Source organism: Sneathiella sp., from assembly GCF_036960985.1.
GTDB lineage: Bacteria > Pseudomonadota > Alphaproteobacteria > Sneathiellales > Sneathiellaceae > Sneathiella.
This window is the reverse complement of record NZ_JBALWD010000003.1, coordinates 123802-140663: the sequence shown is the minus strand read 5'-3', so window position 1 is coordinate 140663 and position 16862 is coordinate 123802. Positions and strand designations below refer to the sequence as shown.

Genomic DNA, 16862 nt, shown 5'->3' with positions numbered 1-16862 from the left:
AGATTTTTTTACTTTTTCCGGGACGCCTCTCCAGCAAGGGTAATAATATCTTCCGCCCTTAGATTGGCAGGCGTCCCGGCATTAAAAAAATCCTGAGCGCGTTTGGCGTGAAATATTGCCTTTTGATATTTGCCGCCAAGCAAATAGCGCTCTGCACTTGCCAAGGCGAGCATACCTGTATCGCCGTTACGGCTATAGGCAATTGCCAATTGATCCCAGCTTTCTGCGTTGTTGGGATCAAGTGCAAGGCTCTCCGTTAGAACTTCAATTGCCTTGTTGTTATCCGCAATGTTTCCAGTCGCGTTTAACACTTTTCCATATAGGGTTAGTATCAATGGTTCACGCGGCGCTAATTTTACGGCTGTTTCAAGGGATGGCAGAGCACCATGTGGATCCCCGTTTTCGTATAGTGACTGTCCCTTTAGTTCATGGAAGTAAGGATCCGTTGGCGCTTCGGCTAAAAGACTATCAACTTCCTTTAACGCCTTATCTAGATCGGGGTACTTGAAATAGGCGATGGCTCTGGCATATCGCCCGGGAATACTTTGATCTGTTACAGGATATTTGTGAAGTGTCTGCGATAACGTTCTGGTATAGCCAAATAATTTGGCTTGCATACGATTGAGTTCCCCCACTGATTCTGGCGAATCCTGTCTGTCACGATACGGTGATTTTTCTACTCTCTGCCTTAACGCCGCAATCCGTTCGCTAGTAATGGGATGGCTTCTATAATAGGAAAAACCCGTATTATAGCTTCGGTTTGTCTGATCCAGTATTTCCAGAAATTCGACCATTCCCCGTCCAGATTGTTGGGTATTATCTAGGTAAGTAATAGACGCTTGGTCTGCGGAAGATTCTTGCGTTCTACTATACTCCAAAAACGATTTAGTGGCCACGTCGCCGGAACCTGCAATGACCGCACCGCCGGCGGCACCGCCACCTGCTGCTATGGCAACCGCCCCCAATAAGATTCCAATAATTGAGCGAAATGTAGCGTTTTCAAGAGCCTCCTGAGTTCTTGCCAGATGGCCACCTGCAATATGTCCAGTTTCATGGGCAATCACGCCTTTTAACTGATTAGGGGTGTCCACCCGCTCCAACAATCCCGTAAACATAAACAATCTTTGCCCACCAGCAACAAAGGCGTTTAAAGAGCGGTCATTGATGATATATATTGCTACATCGTTCCCGTTCAAGCCAGCGGCATTGAATATGGGAATAGCGTATGAACGAAGTGTATGTTCAATTTCGGCGTCACGTATAAACGAAGGCCCCGTCTGTTTAGCATAAGCCAAGTGAATAGGCAGAAGTAAAACTAACAGCATGGAAACAAGCGTGAGGCAACGTTTTTTCAAGAAAGATATCCTTTTGTTACACCGTAAATCTAAGAACAGTTTAGTCGATCGTCAATGGAGGCTTCGCGTCCTCTCGTTAATAACAGCACCGATATTGTTTTTGAGTGCTTGCGGTGGTGCAGAAATTCCATTCGGCTCAATAGGCAATGTTGAAGGGCCGTTAGGTGGTGTTGCTGCTGACGAGCCACGAGCGGTGTTGGTGGCTGAAGATATCCTTTCCGCGGGTGGTACCGCAGCAGATGCTGCCGTTGGTTTGTATTTTGCGTTATCCGTAACCTATCCGATCGCCGCTTCCCTTGGTGGTGGCGGGGAGTGTTTAGTTTATAGTCCCGAAATCAATAAAATCGAAAACCTTCAGTTTCCTAATGGCGTACCAGCTGCAGGCGGTGACATTTCAATTCCTGGAAATATTCGAGGAATGGCTGCACTTCAAGCTCGATACGGTAAACTGGAGTGGCGGACCGTATTAACCGCCGCGGAAAAAATCGCAACATTTGGGGAACCTCTCTCACGCGCGCAGCATCTTGCGATGATTCTAAATGAAGATCAACTATCCCTTGATTATACATTAACCAATATCTTTAAGGAAAATAGTGGTGAGTTTGTGGCGGAGGGAACACGTATTCAACAAATTAGGCTAGGGAGCTTGTTGTCTGTATTGCGTTCTGAAGGAGGTGCCAGCTTCTATAGCGGGAATTGGGCCCGTACTTTTGTTGAAGATGCAAATAATGCAGGAGGAAAAGTAACCTTAACTGATCTCGTCAATTACAAACCAGTTTGGATCGATGCTCAGACATTTCGCGTAGATGATAATATAGCTGGAGTTTCTACGAAAATGCCTGGTGATCTTTATGCTCAATTATGGAGTCAGATTTTTGGAGAAGGCAAAAATATTCTGAGGACACGTGTAGAAGTTCCACAGATGGAGCTAGCAAAAGCAACGGCAAGCGTTTTCACAAGCATAAATTCTGTTTCCCTTTTTTCTAGCCACGGTTCAACATCATTTGTTACGACAGATAATTTAGGCAACGCAGTGGCGTGTGTTGTCAGTATGAGGAAGCCTTTTGGAACTGGTAAAATTGGAAACATAACCGGCATAGTACTTGCGCCTACAATTTTGGATCATCAGAGCGAATTTCTTAATTCTCCTCTTCTAGTCGTAAATTTGCCTAACAAAGACTTCTATTACGCTAGCGCAGTTTCCGGTGGCGCAGCAGGAACAACCGCTTCAATTGGCACGGCGATCAATATCTTTGGAGATGACGTCTCCCTTGATGTGGCTATGAGTCGCCCGCGACTTTTTACCACGAGCCAATCCTCTCCATTATTATATGAGGGGACGATGTCCGAAGAAGATATTTCTACCCTAAATAACGATTTCCCAATTTTGGTTGAGGTTGATCGGTTGGCCGTTGTTAATTCTATCTATTGCCGGAACGGTAAAGTTCAAAATTGTGTATCACGACATGATCCTCGAGGATTTGGACTTTCTCTCATAGAAAATTAGAAATTTAATTAAAATAATGTTGCAGGTACTGCTTTGACATTTCCTATAGATAACGACATTCAACCCTTCATTGCGATGGAAATTATGAAGGCGGCCAATGAACGAGAATTAAGCGGCGATCCCGTCTTTCACATGGAAGTAGGGCAGCCCGCGCAATCTGCCCCTTCGAAGGTAATTGAAAGAGCCCAGGAAACTCTGCTTCATGAGAAAATTGGCTATACCGATGCTCTGGGTATTCCAGCCTTAAGAAAGGCAATATCTGACTATTACGGAACGACCTATGATGTCGATATTTCGCCCTCGCGGATCGTCGTCACCACAGGTTCATCCGGCGGGTTCCTGTTAGCATTTTTGGCTGCTTTTAACAAAGGTGATAGAGTTGTTTTAGCTGAACCTGGCTATCCAGCTTACCGCAATATTCTAAAATCCCTACATATGGATCCGGTTGGGTTGCCGTGCGACTTTGAAACTAATTTTCAACCTACCCCCGAACTTTTGGAACGCCTAAATGGGGATTTGCATGGATTGCTGGTCGCGAGCCCATCAAACCCAACAGGAACAATGATAAGCAAAGATGAACTTCAGGCACTTATTAACTATTGCCAAGATCGCCAGATGCAGTTTATTTCCGATGAAATTTATCATAGGGTTGTTTACGGTGCACCAGCAACAACTGCACTGACATTGAGTGATGATGCTATCATCATCAATTCTTTTTCGAAATTTTTCTCGATGACGGGTTGGCGGCTTGGATGGATGATTTTGCCTGAGAGACTAGTCTCAATGGTAGAAAAATTGGCTCAAAATCTCTTTATTTCGCCACCGGCAATCAGTCAGCATGCAGCAGTGGCGGCATTTGATTGTATAGAAGAGTTGGAGGGATATGTGGATATATATGCCCGCAATCGCGAAATACTGTTAAGAGAACTTCCCAAAATGGGGCTCACTAAACTGGCGTCAGCCGATGGCGCCTTTTATATTTACGCAGACGTGCGGCATTTGACGAACGATTCCATGGAATTCTGTCAGAAAATGTTGGCTGAAACAGGTATAGCCGCTACTCCTGGGCTTGATTTTGATCCACATCGTGGTTCAGGTTACGTTCGATTTTCTTTTGCCGGGTCAACTACAACCATCGAGGCTGCAGTTAAGAGCCTAGCGAATTGGCTTGAATAAAAAGGGAGCTTAAAAGCTCCCTTTTTATGTCTTGTTAGCTTCCGCGCCGCCACCAGCCACTTCGCTTAACTTTTGGTTTCTCGTCAAAAACGGCTTCAACAGCCGGCGTTGTTTTGGGTTTCGCTGTGATTTCCGGTTTGACTTCAACAGTATCCACAGCTGTAACTACTGAATCAGCTTTTGCAGCGACTTGAGCAGTCTCTTCAACTTTCTTTTGGGTTGTCCTGCGTCTTCGGGGACGCACCTGTTTTTCATCCGTATTTTCGGATGAATCAACAGTAGTAACCTCTACTGTTGATTCAGTCTTTTCTGTAGTCTCATTTGCACTATCAGTGTCTACTGCAACTACTGTTGGTTTTTTTCGGGTCCTACGCGTACGCTTCTTAGGCTCTTCAGGAACACTCTCTTCCGTTGCATCAACCGTAGCGGTGTTTTCCACTGGTGTAATAGTAATAGGAATAACAACCACTTCAGTATCACCTGAAGGCTGATCATCCGACGTCGAATCTGACGATTCTGCATTTTCATCTAAAGTGTTTTCATCAGAAGTATTGGAGCGAGACCTGCGGCGTCCGCCTCTGCGGCCTCGACGCCGTCGTTTCGGCTCACCATTGTCGTCGTCGTCGTCAGTTGTCGCCTCCGAAGTGACAGCAGGCTCTTCGCTATCGGCCGCTTTATTTTCTGATTCATCTTCATTTGTTTGAGCAGCAGTGTCTTCACGTGGCTTCCTACGCCGACGCCGGCGGCGGCGTTTAGAGGAGTTGCTTTCCTGATCTTCCTCTGTCGTTTCAGTGGCAGTAGTTTCTGCTATTTCACCATCAATATCAGAAATTTCCGTGCTGACTGTTTCTCGAACAATCGGAGTCAGATCGCCCGGTTTTCCTTTTTCACGCAAAATCTCATGATCATTTAGATTTGTAGTTGGATCAGCAAGAATGAGGATTGTCATCCCATAGATATTTTCCAACTCTTGAATGACAGATCGTTTCTGATTGAGAAGATATATTGCGACATCGGTATGCACCGTAATCGTAATTTTGGCACTGCGTTCGCGAACACCTTCTTCTTCAAGTGTTCGAATTATGAGCAGTGCTGTTGATTCAATTGAACGTACAAATCCAGATCCGCCGCAAGTATGACAAATATTTGTACTAGTTTCGAGGAAACTTGGGCGCAAACGCTGGCGGGACATTTCCATAAGCCCAAAAGGACTTATACGTCCGACCTGAATACGGGCACGATCAGATTTGAGGCAATCTTTCATGCGGCGTTCAACAGCCTTATTGTTTCTGTTGTCATCCATATCGATAAAATCAATGACAATCAAACCGGCTAGGTCACGCAATCTGAGTTGACGAGCAATTTCTTCGGCCGCTTCTAGATTAGTTTTTGTCGCTGTATCTTCAACATTGCGTTCCTTAGTCGCCTTGCCGGAGTTTACGTCAATTGAAACCAAAGCTTCTGTCGGATTTATGACAATATATCCACCTGATTTCAATTGAACTTCCGGATTGTACATAGACGCAAATTGTTGCTCTACCTGAAACCGATGGAATAATGGAATTTTGTCTTTATAAGGTTGAACTTTTTTCGCGTGACTCGGCATTAACTTGCGCATGAATTCCTTAGCAAGTTTATACCCATCATCTCCTTCAATGAGAATTTCACTAATTTCCTTTGTGTACAAGTCACGAATGCTGCGTTTAATCAGATTGGCTTCCTCATAAACACAATAGGGCGCCATGGATTTTAACGTAAGCTCGCGAATATCATCCCAAACACGCATCAGGAATTCGTAATCACGCTTGATCTCGACTTTCGTCCGGCTCATACCGGCGGTGCGAATAATAACACCAACACCTTCGGGAACATCTAGCTCATTTGCAATTTTCTTTAGTCGTTTACGATCTGCCGGGTTTGCAATTTTTCGGCTAATCCCGCCACCACGACCTGTATTAGGCATAAGAACACTATACCGACCTGGAAGTGAAATATAGGTGGTTAAGGCTGCGCCCTTATTTCCCCGTTCCTCTTTAACAACTTGGATAAGCAGGATTTGCCGGCGTTTAATGACTTCTTGAATTTTGTAGTGCCGGCGGGTAGGGGCTTTGCGTCGAGGTTCAACGTCATCTTCTCCGCCAAGATTTTCGACGTAGTTTTCTTCGCCATCTTCGCCAACAGTTTCAAGGCCACCGATGGTATCGTCGACATCGTCGACAACACCTTCTTCGTCATCAGTGGCGACTGCATCCTTCATCGCTTCGGCAGCAGGCTCTTCCGTCGTTGCATCCAAATTGTCATCATCGACAGATTTTGCATCATCTTCAGCTTCTTCTTGGGCATGCGCTTCTTTTTCTGCAGCAGCCTCTTGCTCTAAGAGAACTTCCCGATCAGAAACCGGCACCTGATAATAATCCGGATGAATTTCACTGAAGGGAAGAAATCCATGACGATTACCGCCATACTCAACAAAGGCCGCCTGTAACGAAGGTTCAACCCGCGTTACCTTTGCAAGATAAATATTGCCTTTAAGTTGTTTTCTCGATGCCGTCTCATAATCGAATTCTTCGAGACGGGTTCCTTTAACAATGACGACACGAGTCTCTTCTTCATGAGATGCGTCGACTAACATACGCGTAGCCATAACTAGCTCCGTGACTGCGAAATCCCCATGTGAGAAGGGGACGGACAGTCTGTTTTTGTGGAAACCGTCGGCGCTCCAAATCTCTCGAAATGAGAAACATGCCAAGCTATATTTTAAATTACCTGGCCTTCTGGCTGCCGGAGCTCTCTGTCAGTATCGACAAAGAGAACGATTTCTGTTTCACTTAATTCACTGCATTGTCTTAAGCGCTGCTTCCAGACGCTCCGGGGATTGAAATATATATCCAATGCCTACAAAAAGCTGTCGAAAACGGCGCCGCCCTGACCAAAACAAGATCTCGGGACTGACCACAGGAACTCACAAGTGTATAGTAGCTTCTTTCACACTCAGTTACCAAACGAATAATGACACAACCGAAAAATAATTTCTATTTGAAATCAATGAGCGGATTGATTGAACGTCTTGAAACAGTTAGGTTAAGGCACTCCAGAAATAGAAATTACGCGATTGCTGGCAACTTCAAAGTTACGTGATACCGGATATGGATATGTTACATCGCTTTTTCCGAATTTGCTTCCTGGCATTACTATTACTGCCAGTTCAAGCGCCATCTAATGCCACTCTGGCTAACGAAGCCATTGACGTATTTTCAGCACGGTTGGGAATTCACAAAGACAAAACAAGATTTGTCATGGAGTTAAGTAAGAAGCCGGTTTTTGACGTTTTTTTGCTTCCGGATCCGTATAGAATTGTTATTGATATGCCGGAGTTAAACTGGCAAGTGGACAAAAATACGGCTCGGAAGAAGGGGGTGGTCGAAAACTATCGATCTGGATTGTATAAACAAAATACTTCCCGAGTAGTCCTGGATGTAAGCGGTCCTGTTCGTATCCTAAATACGGTTCTCCTTCCACCTCATTCTGGCAAGCCCTTTAGATTCTATATAGATATCCAAAAAACAAACGTAGCTGGCTTTATGGCAGAAGTTGAAAAACGTCGAAAGAAAAAGAACACGACCGAAGTAGTTGTTTCGACGCCTCCCAAACTCCCGAAACCTGTTCAGCAAAAATATACTATCGTCATTGACGCTGGCCATGGCGGTATTGATCCCGGAGCCATTGGAAAAAGCGGTGTCTACGAAAAAAAGTTAACCTTGGAAGTTGCCAAGAAGCTTTATAAAATTCTGGATAAGAACCCGCTTTACAGTCCAGTCATGACAAGGTCTTCGGATAATTTTCTGAGTTTGCGAGAACGTGTTGATGTAGGAAGAGAGGCGGGGGCGGATCTCTTTATCTCAATACATGCAGATTCGATTAGCAGGCCCGATTTTCGCGGGGCAACGGTTTATACTCTCTCAGAAACCGCGTCGGATGACGAAGCGGAAGAAATAGCGCGAAGAGAAAATAAATCTGATTTGATAGCTGGCGTAGACTTGGAAGAGCAAGACGACACCGTGCAAGGAATACTAGTTGATCTCGCACAACGTGAAACCATGAACTTTTCCGTTAAATTTGCAAAAACATTGATTCCAGAAATTACAAAATCTGGCTTGAAAACAAGCGGACGTTCCCACCGTTTTGCTGGGTTTCGGGTTTTGAAAGCGCCTGATGTACCTTCAGTACTCGTCGAACTCGGATATCTTTCTAATAGACAGGATGAGAAGATATTAAAGTCAAGCAAAGGCCAAACTCGACTCGCGACATCAATTGCAAATGCTATAAGCACTTATTTTAAAGCCCAAAACCCATAATTTCGTCATAAGTCTATTGCATTATTTCTTAAGAATGCCATCTTCCTCCTTAATTCTGCTATAGTTGGCTGATCATTTACAAACTGGTAATCTTATTTTGAGAAATATTGTCACATGAGACGTTTTTTCAAATTTCTGTCGTTGACGTTTGCGTTGTTGCTATTCTTCGGCGTCGTTGGCGTCGGCGTAGTAATGTATGGCTTTTACCATTTTGGTAAGGGATTGCCGGAATTTAAACAATTGGCAGAATACGAACCGCCGGTTATGACCCGGGTTCATGCAGGGGATGGCAGCTTAATCGCTGAATATGCTCATCAAAGACGTCTATTTGTCCCGGTCGACACGATACCGGTTTTCGTAAAACAAGCATTTCTTGCTGCAGAGGACCAAAACTTTTATGAGCATCCGGGAATAGATTACAAAGGTATCACCAGAGCATTTGTCACCAACGTTAAAAACCTTGGCAAAGGTAGACGACTTGTAGGGGCATCGACGATTACGCAACAAGTGGCAAAAAACATGTTGCTGACCAACGAGGTCTCGTATGAACGAAAGGCCAAGGAGGCAATCCTTGCGCTTCGTTTGAACAAGGCTTTGTCTAAAGATCGTATTCTGGAGCTTTATCTCAATGAAATTTACCTGGGACATCGTGCTTATGGCGTCGCGGCCGCAGCTCTTTACTATTTTGACAAACCTCTTGATAAATTGACGATTGCAGAAGCCGCTTATTTAGGTGCTCTTCCGAAGGCCCCCAATAATTATAATCCGTTCAGGAAGTACGACAAAGCACTCGCGCGGCGGAACTGGGTTATCGGCAGAATGTTAGAAGAACATTATATCACGCCGGAGCAAGCCGAGGAGGCGACTAATTCAGCGCTATTAGCTCAAGAAGGCGGTGACGCCGAGGTTATTAAAGCGGAATGGTTTGTCGAGCAAGTTCGCCGGGAACTCTACAATATCTATGGCGAAACCGCCCTGTATGACGGCGGATTATCCGTTAGAACCACTATGCAAACTTCGCTACAGAAGATTGGCGAAAAAATCCTCAAGAAGGGATTGCGCACGTATGATCGCCGGCATGGTTGGCGCGGCCCAATGGGCACGATCGAAATAACGGGAAACTGGACTTCAACATTGGCTCAATTTCCACGTCCAAAAGGGCTTGGTGTTTGGGAAACGGTCGTTGTACTCGGCGTGGACAAGGAAACTGTGGAAATTGGTTTCGTTGATGGCGAGAAAGGAATTATTCCCCTTGAAAACCTTAAGTGGGCGCGGACGCAGATAGATATTGACGAAAAAGGGCCGCCTATCGAAAATGCATCCGACGTTTTGAAAGTAGGAGATGTCGTTGCAGCAGATCCTGACATAAGTGAAAACACAAACGATAACCATTACCGTTTGGAACAAATACCTGAAGTATCGGGTGGCCTTGTTGCCATGGATCCGCATACCGGACGGGTTTACGCGATAGTTGGCGGATGGAGTCCCGAAATTTCGGAGTTTAATCGAGCCGTTCAAGCCAATCGTCAAACAGGGTCAGCATTCAAACCCTTTGTGTACGCCGCTGCGTTGGACAATGGCTTTACACCTGCAGATAAAGTGATGGACGGACCATTTGTTCTCAACCAACCAAATGGAGAACGCTGGAAACCGTCTAACTATTCAAAGAAATTTTATGGCCCAAGCACTCTTCGGTTAGGGATTGAAAAATCCCGAAACTTGATGACCGTAAGACTTGCGCGAGCTATTGGGATGGATCCTATTGTAGATTATGCAGCTCGTTTCGGGATCAACGAAGATCTTTTGCCGACCCTCTCTATGTCACTTGGGGCTGGTGAAACCACGCTTTTGAAGCTAACGACGGCATATGCAGAATTAGTAAACGGCGGAAAAAAAATCACGCCAACATTAATAGATCGCATCCAAGATCGTCGCGGTTTGACCGTTTATCGACATGATGATCGCCCTTGTGAAAATTGCAATGTTGAAGAGTGGAATGATCAGGAAGAGCCTGTACTTCCAGATAATCGCGAGCAGATATTGCCTGCAACAACTGCTTATCAGATTGTCTCCATGCTTGAGGGTGTCGTCAAACGCGGAACCGGCGTTCGTATTCGCTCGATAGGGAAGCCTCTTGGTGGGAAAACGGGTACGACGAATAACAGCCAAGATGCTTGGTTTGTCGGATTTTCCGCCGACTTGACTGTGGGTGTTTATGTAGGATTTGATAACCCAAAAAGCTTAGGTAATAAGGAAAGTGGACCAACTGTTGCTGTACCCATTTTCAAAGATTTCATGATGGAAGCGCTTGCCGACCAACCCGCGACACCGTTCCGTGTACCTGAAGGAATTAGACTCGTTCGCATCAATGCTCTGACCGGCGCATTGGCCCGTCGCGGTGACAAAGTCATCTTGGAAGCCTTTAAGACTTCCACAGGAAACAAACGCAAACGAGCTGTGCTTGACGGGTCCGATAGTGGTTTTTCCTCGGTATCTACTGGGAAATCAAAAAAGTCTATTCGTTCGGGTACAGGCGGCCTTTACTGATTACCTAATTGCGCCTATTTTCGCGAAAAGCAATTCAGTAGAGTGGAGTATTAATATGCGGGCCGAACATCAATCTACCGTCGATGAAATCCAGCAGGGCATGGCCTTGCTGAGGAGGTATCTTTGACTGGGACAATGCGACCCGCCGATTAGAAGAACTGAATTCATTGGTAGAAGATCCTAAACTTTGGGATAACGCTTCCAAAGCTCAAAATCTCATGCGGGAGCGAACTAGCCTGGAAAACGCTTTAAACGCCTACAATCGCATACAACAGGACCTTCAAGATAATATAGATCTTATCGAAATGGCGGAAGAAGAAGCGGACGAAGAGACTGTCAATGATGCGGAAATCGCGTTGTCGGAGTTACAAACCGAAGTGAACCGTCGGCGTTTGGAAAGTATGTTGTCTGGCGAAGTCGATGCGAATGATTGTTATGTTGAAATTCATGCTGGCGCCGGTGGAACAGAATCTCAAGATTGGACCCAGATGCTTTTGCGCATGTATATGCGGTGGGCCGATCAACATGGATGTAGAATAAAAACTCTGGAAGAAAGCAATGGGGAGGAGGCCGGTCTAAAATCCGTAACCATTGAAATTTCAGGTCTTAATTCTTACGGCTGGCTCAAAACTGAAACCGGTGTACATCGTCTGGTTCGTATATCTCCTTTTGATTCAAATGCGCGTCGCCATACAAGCTTTTCCTCTGTCGGCGTATATCCAGTTATTGACGATGAAATTGACATTGATATTGATGAAAAAGATTTACGGATCGACACTTACCGAGCCTCGGGCGCAGGTGGTCAGCACGTCAATCGGACAGAATCAGCAATTCGTATCACCCATATTCCAACCAATGTCGTCGTGCAGTGCCAGAATGACCGCTCGCAGCATAAAAACCGTGCGGAAGCCATGAAGATGCTTAAATCTCGATTATATGAGTTGGAGCTTCAAAAGCGGGAAGCAGAAGCTCAGGAAACCCGAGATGGCCAAACAGATATTGGCTGGGGACATCAAATTCGGTCCTATGTACTTCACCCTTACCAGATGGTGAAAGACCTTCGAACCGGTGTTGAAAAAGGAAATGCCCAGGGTGTCTTGGATGGCGACCTTGATGACTATCTTGCTGCAGCTCTCGCACAAAAAGTAGGCGGGGGAAATGTAGAGTAAATAGTAAATATTGTTGGCTGGATTGACGAAATGCTTCTCGAACTTGAATGTAAAATTCCACACCGGCCAATTGATCAATAGTGAAGATATAAATCCAAGCCTCGAAGAAATTCTACACGCTACGTGGAAAATGCATGATTTAGCGCCTCTGCCGCTTGACGAAGGGCTTTGTCTGCGGCAGGTAATGCAGCGGTTAGTGAAACAAAACCATGGACCATGCCGTCGTAGCGAATGACACCCACCGGAATATTGTTATCACTTAGGGCTTTAGCATAACTTTCCGCTTCGTCGCGCAAAGGATCAAACCCAGCAGTAATTACCAAAGCCGGTGGCAAGCCAGCCAAATCTGGATTGAGCAGTGGAGAAGCTCGAAAATCATCTCTTTCCGCCGCAGAATTTAGATATAAATCACGGTAATTTTCCATTCGCTCTGTAGTAAGAAAAAAACCTTTTGAAAAATACTGATGACTGGGGCTATCGAAATAAGCCGTGGTCGTTGGATATAGGAGAAGTTGGAAAACAGGTAATGCTAACTGTTGCCGTTTGGCTTCTTGCACGGTCACGATAGCAAGGCATCCTCCAGAACTATCGCCTCCGATGGCAATTTTGTCTTGCATGAGCCCAATTTCTGCACCGTGAGACTGCACCCATTTAAACACAGCAATAGAATCTTCTGTCGCTGCTGGAAATTTATATTCTGGCGCGAGCCGATAATCGACAGAGAGAACTGCAAATCCTCCATACGTCGCTAATCTCGAGCATAAGTCATGATGGCTATCCAGAGATCCACGAACATAACCACCGCCATGAAAGTAGATTAGAACGGGAAGAGGAAAATTAGTGCTCGGCTTGTAACAACGGACGTTTATTCCACTTGCTGTGCTTGGAACAGTAAAATTCGAAATCGAATTGACAAATGGTATGGGACCACTCAGGGATCGAGCGAGCTTTTCCATGCTTTCCCGATTTGCATCCAAGGTTTCAGGATTTAAAGGCTTTGATGATAAAATATCCAGAAAGCATAAAAATCGCGCCTTATTATCAAGAATTAACCCGTCAATTTGTCGTCGCCTAAAGATATAAAGCAGATCGAAAAAGCCCGTCGGCAAGTGCATGATCAATTTTAAAAGAAGCTCTTGGATCATAATTTGCCCAAACTGTTCTAAAGATCCGAAACGACCAACAAAAACGGCGCCTGCTTATCGGCGCCGTTAATAATTATCGATTATCGGGCTAGGCAGAAGCTAAGGCAACCTGTTTTTCAGCAAAAATTTCCTGCAATTCGCCGGTCTCAAACATTTCTCTCATAATGTCGCATCCGCCAACAAACTCACCTTTAACATAGAGTTGCGGAATAGTTGGCCATTGGCTGTATTCTTTGATGCCTTCGCGAATAACTGGATCACTAAGAACATCTACGCCTCTGAACTTGATGTTCAGATGCGATAAAATTTGAACAGCGGTGGCAGAAAAACCGCATTGAGGAAAGACAGCTGACCCTTTCATGAAGAGGACGACATCACCATTAGTGACTTCTTGGCCAATGCGATCTTTAGTAACTTCATCAATCATTTGCTTATCCTTTTGTATGTAAAATCTTAATTAGGCCTTGGGTACAGAGGTTTGTAATGCCAAAGCATGTAGAGCCTCGCCCATATTTCCCTGCAAGGCTTCATAAACCATTTGATGTTGTCGAACTCGCGGTAAACCCTCAAAACTAGCCGAAACAACCATCGCTGCGTAATGATCACCATCACCACGTAGATCCGTAATTTCTACATTGGCATCCGGGATACCCTGTTTTATCAAACGCTCTATTTCACTTGCATCCATTGCCATGGACAAAAACTCCTATTTACGTGACTGGCTTGCCATCAAATTAGGCATCCAGTTTGCATGTTCTTGCCTCAACATATCAATTGATATGGTCAAAGCACCAGCAATATTCAATTCATTATGACCGATCGTTCCAATTCGTTGAAGCGAAACATCAGCATTTTTGGCCTTTTTGAGAACATCATCACAATTCTCAGGGCTTATCGTTATCACATAACAGCCTTGATCTTCAGCAAAAAGCGTAGCATGAAGTGGTAATTTACTCGAAAGAGTGATTTCTGCGCCCATATTTCCAGACAACGCCATTTCAGATAATGCGACGGCCAGACCCCCGTCAGAGATATCGTGCGCCGCTGTTACTATTCCCAAGCCGATAATCTGTCTTAGAAAATCACCGTTTTTGCGCTCATCTGACAGATTAACTATCGGCGGCGCGCCTTCTTCTCTGCCTTCAATTTCTCGCAGATAAATAGATTGCCCCATGTCACCGGTTTGCGTTCCAAGTAAAAGAACCAAGTCCCCCTCATCTTTAAAAGCCAAAGTCGCCATTTTCGACGTGTCTTTAAGCAATCCAACACCGCCAATTGCTGGCGTTGGGTGAATGCCTTGTCCGTTTGTTTCATTATAGAGAGACACGTTCCCCGAAATTACCGGAAAATCTAACGTTTCGCAGGCTTCACGCATACCTTCGATACATCCGACGAACTGCCCCATGATATCGGGACGTTCTGGATTTCCGAAGTTGAGGCAGTCAGTTATTGCAAGGGGTTGCGCGCCAGTCGCCGTTAAATTGCGCCAAACTTCCGCGACGGCTTGCGCTCCGCCAGTTTTTGGATCGGCAAAGCAGTACCGTGGTGTACAGTCTGTTGTGATCGCAAGCGCCTTATCCGTATTATGTATCCGGACAACAGCAGCATCTCCTCCTGGACGCTGGATTGTATCGCCCATAACCATATGGTCATACTGTTCCCATATCCATTTTCGACTAGCGATTTCGGAAGATCCCATAATCTTGAGAAGGACCTGACCTAGATCACCTGGAGCGTCGACATCTTCAGCACGTAAGACAGGCGGCGTCTCAGTTTTTACCCAAGGGCGGTCGTATTCGGGAGCTGCGTCAGCAAGAGGCGCGACAGGAAGATCCGCAACAGTTCCGCCATGCATCGTCAGGACCATTCTACCCGTATCAGTGACTTTCCCGATTACAGAAAAGTCCAATTCCCATTTCTCAAATATTTTGCGAGATTCTTCTTCCCGGCCAGGTTTCAGGACCATAAGCATCCGCTCCTGGCTTTCTGACAGCATAATCTCGTAGGGTGTCATGGCTTCTTCGCGCACCGGCACCAAATCAAGATTTAGTTCGATTCCGACGCCTCCCTTGTCCGCCATTTCGAAAGAAGAAGAGGTTAGTCCTGCTGCGCCCATATCCTGAATTGCGACAATTGCATCCGTTGCCATTAATTCAAGGCACGCCTCAAGCAAGAGTTTTTCTGTAAATGGGTCACCAACTTGCACGGTAGGACGTTTCTCATCACTATCATCATCGAATTCAGCAGAGGCCATTGTCGCCCCATGTATACCATCGCGGCCAGTTTTAGAACCCACATAAACAACCGGATTTCCGACACCAGCAGCGGCGGAATAAAAAATATTATCCGTATCCGCAACGCCGACGGTCATGGCATTTACAAGAATATTTCCATCATAGGAAGAGTGGAAATTCGTTTCACCACCTACCGTAGGAACGCCCATGCAATTTCCATAACCACCAATACCAGCGACAACGCCCGCCAACAAATGCCGTGTTTTTGGATGGTCCGCACTCCCAAAGCGCAATGCATTCATGTTTGCAATTGGCCGAGCACCCATTGTGAAAACATCCCGCATAATTCCACCAACACCCGTAGCGGCGCCTTGGTAAGGTTCAATAAAGGAAGGGTGATTATGACTTTCCATTTTAAAAATGACAGCCTGGCCATCACCTATATCGATGACTCCGGCATTTTCGCCAGGACCGCAAATAACCCATGGTGCTTCTGTAGGGAGCGTTTTTAACCATTTTTTCGACGACTTATATGAACAATGCTCGCTCCACATAACAGAGAATATACCCAATTCTGTTAGATTAGGCGTCCTGCCCAAAATTGAGAGAACCTCTTCATATTCGCCTTCAGTAAGGCCGTGCTCAGCAACAATATCTTTAGTGATTTCATTCATGTTTTTACTCAGGCGATAGAATTCACGAGATTATCGAAAAAGCGTTTGCCGTCGGTTCCACCAAGGGCATCGCTAATTAATCGTTCGGGGTGGGGCATTAGGCCAAGAACATTGCCGGCCTTATTGTATATTCCCGCAATATTATTCAAAGACCCGTTGGGGTTTGCCTCATCAGTTAAATCACCGCTTTGCATCGCATATTTAAGGGCAACCTGTCCTTCGCCTTCTAGCTCATCGAGGGTTTTCGGGTCGGCAAAATAATTACCGTCATGATGGGCAACTGGAAATCGAATGACTTGACCTTGCTGAAACGCACCAACAAACCGGTTGTTTTCTGATGTAACAAGTAAATCCACATCCTTACAGACGAAACTTTGGTCAGCATTGCGGAGGAGAGCACCTGGAAGCATTCCTGTTTCTGTGGCGATCTGGAAACCGTTGCATATAGCAACAACGGGTGTTCCATTTTGCGCTTTTTTGACGATTTCTCGCATGATTGGAGAATTGGCTGCCATGGCACCGCATCGAAGGTAATCACCGTAAGAAAAACCTCCCGGAATCGCAATCAAATCAGTTTCTGGGAGGTCACTGTCACCATGCCAAACCATGTCGGGTTCGGTATCCATAGACGCGGTGAGGGCGACTTTTAAATCACGGTCGCAGTTCGAACCGGGAAATACGATAACAGAAGCTTTCATGG

At 45.5% G+C, this 16862-nt stretch carries 12 protein-coding genes; 5 read left to right on the top strand and 7 right to left on the bottom strand.

Features of this window, described 5'->3' with window-relative positions; all coding sequences use genetic code 11:
- Positions 1–8 precede the first annotated feature (8 nt).
- Positions 9–1355 carry a M48 family metalloprotease gene (locus V7723_RS02780; RefSeq protein ID WP_335682893.1) on the bottom strand — a complete coding sequence of 449 codons (1347 nt, stop codon included), beginning with the start codon at positions 1353–1355 and terminating at the stop codon, positions 9–11.
- On the opposite strand from V7723_RS02780, the gene V7723_RS02775 reads away from it, so the two are divergent.
- Both V7723_RS02775 and V7723_RS02770 read left to right on the top strand, forming a co-directional pair.
- The gene (locus V7723_RS02775; protein ID WP_335682892.1) at positions 1336–2862 is read left to right on the top strand and encodes a gamma-glutamyltransferase; all 1527 of its coding nucleotides are present in this window, start codon (positions 1336–1338) and stop codon (positions 2860–2862) included. The two genes, V7723_RS02780 and V7723_RS02775, sit on opposite strands and share 20 nt — an antisense overlap.
- Before the next feature lie 33 nt (positions 2863–2895).
- Positions 2896–4038, top strand: a complete 1143-nt coding sequence (locus V7723_RS02770; protein WP_335682891.1) for a pyridoxal phosphate-dependent aminotransferase — start codon at positions 2896–2898, stop codon at positions 4036–4038.
- A gap of 34 nt (positions 4039–4072) precedes the next feature.
- On the opposite strand, the gene V7723_RS02765 is transcribed toward V7723_RS02770, so the two are convergent.
- Positions 4073–6682: an Rne/Rng family ribonuclease gene (locus V7723_RS02765; RefSeq protein WP_335682890.1), complete on the bottom strand. Its 2610-nt coding sequence runs from the start codon at positions 6680–6682 to the stop codon at positions 4073–4075.
- Positions 6683–7190: 508 nt separating this feature from the next.
- Here V7723_RS02765 and V7723_RS02760 point away from each other — a divergent pair.
- From V7723_RS02760 to prfB, 3 genes are all read left to right on the top strand, one after another.
- Positions 7191–8393 (top strand): N-acetylmuramoyl-L-alanine amidase, encoded by a 1203-nt coding sequence (locus V7723_RS02760; protein ID WP_335682889.1) that lies wholly within the window; start codon positions 7191–7193, stop codon positions 8391–8393.
- Positions 8394–8507: 114 nt separating this feature from the next.
- Positions 8508–10940, top strand: coding sequence for a penicillin-binding protein 1A (locus tag V7723_RS02755; RefSeq protein ID WP_335682888.1), 2433 nt, complete (start codon positions 8508–8510; stop codon positions 10938–10940).
- A gap of 55 nt (positions 10941–10995) precedes the next feature.
- Positions 10996–12109 (top strand): peptide chain release factor 2 gene (gene prfB, locus V7723_RS02750; RefSeq protein ID WP_335682887.1). Its coding sequence is split into 2 segments (ribosomal slippage): positions 10996–11058 and positions 11060–12109, totalling 1113 coding nucleotides; the frame shifts between segments, so codons are not numbered across the junction.
- A 119-nt stretch (positions 12110–12228) separates the two neighbouring features.
- Here the strand turns inward: prfB and V7723_RS02745 are convergent.
- The 5 genes from V7723_RS02745 to purQ all read right to left on the bottom strand — a co-directional run bounded on the left by V7723_RS02745 (position 12229) and on the right by purQ (position 16860).
- Positions 12229–13254 (bottom strand): alpha/beta hydrolase, encoded by a 1026-nt coding sequence (locus tag V7723_RS02745; RefSeq protein WP_335682886.1) that lies wholly within the window; start codon positions 13252–13254, stop codon positions 12229–12231.
- A gap of 88 nt (positions 13255–13342) precedes the next feature.
- Positions 13343–13681 (bottom strand): Grx4 family monothiol glutaredoxin, encoded by a 339-nt coding sequence (gene grxD / locus V7723_RS02740; RefSeq protein WP_335682885.1) that lies wholly within the window; start codon positions 13679–13681, stop codon positions 13343–13345.
- Between the two features lie 30 nt (positions 13682–13711).
- The gene (locus V7723_RS02735; protein WP_335682884.1) at positions 13712–13948 is read right to left on the bottom strand and encodes a BolA family protein; all 237 of its coding nucleotides are present in this window, start codon (positions 13946–13948) and stop codon (positions 13712–13714) included.
- A gap of 12 nt (positions 13949–13960) precedes the next feature.
- Entirely contained in the window at positions 13961–16162 is a 2202-nt protein-coding gene (purL, locus tag V7723_RS02730) for a phosphoribosylformylglycinamidine synthase subunit PurL (protein WP_335682883.1), read from the bottom strand.
- Positions 16163–16170: 8 nt separating this feature from the next.
- The gene (gene purQ, locus V7723_RS02725) at positions 16171–16860 is read right to left on the bottom strand and encodes a phosphoribosylformylglycinamidine synthase subunit PurQ (protein WP_335682882.1); all 690 of its coding nucleotides are present in this window, start codon (positions 16858–16860) and stop codon (positions 16171–16173) included.
- Between the last annotated feature and the right edge of the window lie 2 nt (positions 16861–16862).

Coding starts and splice junctions, on each gene's coding strand:
- purQ (WP_335682882.1), bottom strand. CDS start 16,860: ATGAAAGCTTCTGTTATCGTATTTCCCGGTTCGAACTGCGACCGTGAT.
- V7723_RS02745 (WP_335682886.1), bottom strand. CDS start 13,254: ATGATCCAAGAGCTTCTTTTAAAATTGATCATGCACTTGCCGACGGGC.
- V7723_RS02755 (WP_335682888.1), top strand. CDS start 8,508: ATGAGACGTTTTTTCAAATTTCTGTCGTTGACGTTTGCGTTGTTGCTA.
- V7723_RS02765 (WP_335682890.1), bottom strand. CDS start 6,682: ATGGCTACGCGTATGTTAGTCGACGCATCTCATGAAGAAGAGACTCGT.
- V7723_RS02735 (WP_335682884.1), bottom strand. CDS start 13,948: ATGGCAATGGATGCAAGTGAAATAGAGCGTTTGATAAAACAGGGTATC.
- purL (WP_335682883.1), bottom strand. CDS start 16,162: ATGAATGAAATCACTAAAGATATTGTTGCTGAGCACGGCCTTACTGAA.
- grxD (WP_335682885.1), bottom strand. CDS start 13,681: ATGATTGATGAAGTTACTAAAGATCGCATTGGCCAAGAAGTCACTAAT.
- V7723_RS02760 (WP_335682889.1), top strand. CDS start 7,191: ATGTTACATCGCTTTTTCCGAATTTGCTTCCTGGCATTACTATTACTG.